Below are 2,740 nucleotides of genomic sequence, written 5' to 3' on the forward strand. Positions count from 1 at the left end.
CGCCCAGCCCTTCCAGGCCCCGGATGCGGGCGCGCAGATCGGCCAGAACCGCCGCCCGGTCCGGCGGGGGCGCTTCGATGCAGGACCCAGGCACAGGAAGTTCGGGCATGACTCGCTTCCGCTGAGCAGGTATTTGTTCCTGATACGTTCTATCATGTCCCATCCGCCCAGGGGAGTCCGGAAATGCAAAAGGGGGCGGCCTTTCGGACGCCCCCCTCGCGAGACCGGTTGAGGAGTGGAGAGTGGTCAGCCGGCCTGTTGGATCGCCGACAGGACCCAGCGCCCGCCGCGCGGACGGGTGAAGGTCCAGATTTCCGTGGCCTCGACCGAACGGTTCGGGTCGCCCTCGACCACACGGTTGCTCGCGCGGTCCACCGTCACGTCGGTCAGCGAGAAGCGCATCGCCACGGTGGCGTATTCCGCGTTGCCCTCGCGCCACGCCTCGGCCAGGTCGCCCTGGAGCAGGCGGACGTCGGACAGGCGGTTGACCACGCCGCGGTTGTGATTGGCCGCCAGTTCCTCGGTGAAGTAGGAGGCCATCTCCGGCGTCACGGCGCTGCGCAGGGCCGTCAGGTCCTCGTTGCCGTAGGCGGTCTGGACCGCGACCAGCGTCTGCTCGAACGCCTGATAGTCGGCCGGAGCGATGCCCAGGTCGTCACGGCGCACGCCAGGACGGCCGGACGAAGCCGGACCCGCCGCCGCACCACCGCGAGCGCCACCACCCAGCGGGTTCGAGCGCGCGTCCACCGCCTCGCGGTTCATCGCACCGGGGTTCATGGCGCCCGGATTCGGACCGGCATAGGCGGCGTTGGAAGCGCCCATGCCCGCCGGCCGCGCCGCGCCCGCCGAACGGTTGCGGAAGAAGCGCATGGCCAGACGGACCAGGAAGACGACCAGCAGGATCTGGAGGATGAAGCCCAGGATGCCCGCGAAGCTGCCCAGCCCATCGAGGAAGCCGCCGCCGAACAGCATGCCAGCGATGCCGGCGCCGATCAGGCCGCCCATCAGGGCCGGCATGAAGCCGCCGCGCGAGAAGAAGCCGCCGCGCTGCGCCGCCGCCGGCGACGCCATGCCCGGCTGCTGCATACCCGGCTGCTGGGCGCCCGGGGTCTGGGCCGGGGCCGCCGACCGCTCCATCGGGGCGGCGCGCGGCGCGGTGTTGGTCTGGGCCGGCGCCTCGTAGGTGCGCGAGCCGCGGCTGCCCGCGGAACTGCTCTTGCCGGCGCGGGCGTCGGCGGTGCCGGCGGTCAGCGCCACGGCCAGCGCCAGAGCGACGGCGCCGAAGGCGCGGGCCGGAGTGCGGGAAACGGTGCGGGGGGATCGCGTGTTCTGGGTCATGGCCGTGTTCGGTAAAGCCCTCGTTTCGGGGGACGCTCACTCATGTAGCGTCCTCCTATATGGTATGGCAGCCCTGCTGTTTTAGAGGGGGCCGCAACCAAACCGGCCAAAAAATGCGCAGGCCGCCCGTTGCGCCCGATCAGGCGGAGGCGCGCTCCCACACCGTTTCCACCCTATGGAAAGTTCCCGCACCGGCCGGAACGACCGGCGGCAGCGGCGCGGGCAGCCGCTCCGCCGCTTGCAGCGCTGCCCAGACGCGGCGGCGCACCTCGATCTGGCGACGGCAATCGCGCGAGCAGTAGAGCGGCGCCGGGCCGCGCGGCGAGCTGCGGCGGAACGGCTGTCCGCAGCAGGCGCAATAAAGTGTGGTCATGGTGATCCTCCCTGCTTTTTTCCGATGACTGGTGCCCCGCCCATCACCCTGTGGAGCGGGTGCCCGTTCGGTTCTTTTCGGTCTAAAGTCTCGATCTGCGCGCACCATTGTTGTGCCTAAGGACGCCCCAGACCAGAGATGCCTTCGGCATATGGCCGCTCGAAACCCCGGCGATTCCGGAAAAATCGTCGGAACAACAATCGCTTGGCTTCCCACAAATCCAGATCGCGCGTCCATTCGCCGCACCCGGTCGTCACCCCCCTCTCCGTTCGGACGATGACCCTGCGTCCGCCCGACCATCCGTATGACGATGGTCCCGCCCAGACCGTGAGCGCGTCCGTGGTGCCGGGCACCCGATGGAGATAGGCCGGGAACCGCCGGGCACAGCCGCGGGTTGCTCCCCCGTCACGCCCGACCGGCTCCGCCCACGGCTTCATCCACCGGCGGCTCCCCACGGCGGCTCTCCTGCTCCGGTGAAGCCCCATGAGCGACATCCGCACGCGCCCCGCGCCCGCTACCAGCCTCTCGGGCGTCGCCACGGCGGCGCCGGTCATCCACATCGACCTGGAACGGCTGGAACGGCTGCGCCGGCTGACCCGGCTGATGGACACGCGCTGGCGCGTTCCCGGCACCCGTATTCCCTTCGGGCTGGACGGCATCGCCGCGCTGGTCCCGGTCGCCGGCAGCACGGCGACCACCGTGGTGGCCGCCTACATCATCATGGAAGCCGCCCGCTTCGACCTGCCGAAGAGCCTGATCGCCCGCATGGTCGCCAACATGGCGGTGGACTGGGCCGGCGGCTCGGTCCCGGTGGTCGGCGCCCTCTTCGACATCGGCTTCAAGGCCAACCGCCGCAACCTGAACCTGTTGCTGGAGCATCTGGAGAACCGGCTGGCCGCACCCAACTGACGGACCGGCCAGACGGGCGGGCGTTCACGGCCGGGCGTTCGAACGCTTGACTTGTGTCAAAGCGGTGGAAGGCGGTCTGCACGATCCTCCCCCTGTCTCTTATACACATCTGACGCTGCC

3 protein-coding genes are annotated in these 2,740 nt (G+C 70.0%); 1 reads left to right on the forward strand and 2 read right to left on the reverse strand.

The window, feature by feature from the left end; translation table 11 throughout:
• Positions 1-246: 246 nt before the first annotated feature.
• Together Q4I23_RS31970 and Q4I23_RS31975 are read right to left on the reverse strand one after the other, a co-directional pair.
• On the reverse strand, positions 247-1,338 hold the full coding sequence (locus Q4I23_RS31970) for a Tim44 domain-containing protein (protein ID WP_498528906.1): 1,092 nt from the start codon (positions 1,336-1,338) through the stop codon (positions 247-249).
• 139 nt (positions 1,339-1,477) lie between these two features.
• Positions 1,478-1,711, reverse strand: a complete 234-nt coding sequence (locus tag Q4I23_RS31975) for a hypothetical protein (RefSeq protein ID WP_454018810.1) — start codon at positions 1,709-1,711, stop codon at positions 1,478-1,480.
• 483 nt (positions 1,712-2,194) lie between these two features.
• Between Q4I23_RS31975 and Q4I23_RS31980 the strand changes: the two genes are divergently transcribed.
• Positions 2,195-2,620 (forward strand): DUF4112 domain-containing protein, encoded by a 426-nt coding sequence (locus Q4I23_RS31980; protein ID WP_498528907.1) that lies wholly within the window; start codon positions 2,195-2,197, stop codon positions 2,618-2,620.
• Positions 2,621-2,740 lie beyond the last annotated feature (120 nt).

This window comes from Azospirillum sp. UFLA03-27 (genome assembly GCF_059803775.1).

Excerpts from the sequence above, each read along its gene's own strand:
- Q4I23_RS31980 (WP_498528907.1), top strand. The coding sequence starts at position 2,195 with ATGAGCGACATCCGCACGCGCCCCGCGCCCGCTACCAGCCTCTCGGGC.
- Q4I23_RS31970 (WP_498528906.1), bottom strand. The coding sequence starts at position 1,338 with ATGACCCAGAACACGCGATCCCCCCGCACCGTTTCCCGCACTCCGGCC.
- Q4I23_RS31975 (WP_454018810.1), bottom strand. The coding sequence starts at position 1,711 with ATGACCACACTTTATTGCGCCTGCTGCGGACAGCCGTTCCGCCGCAGC.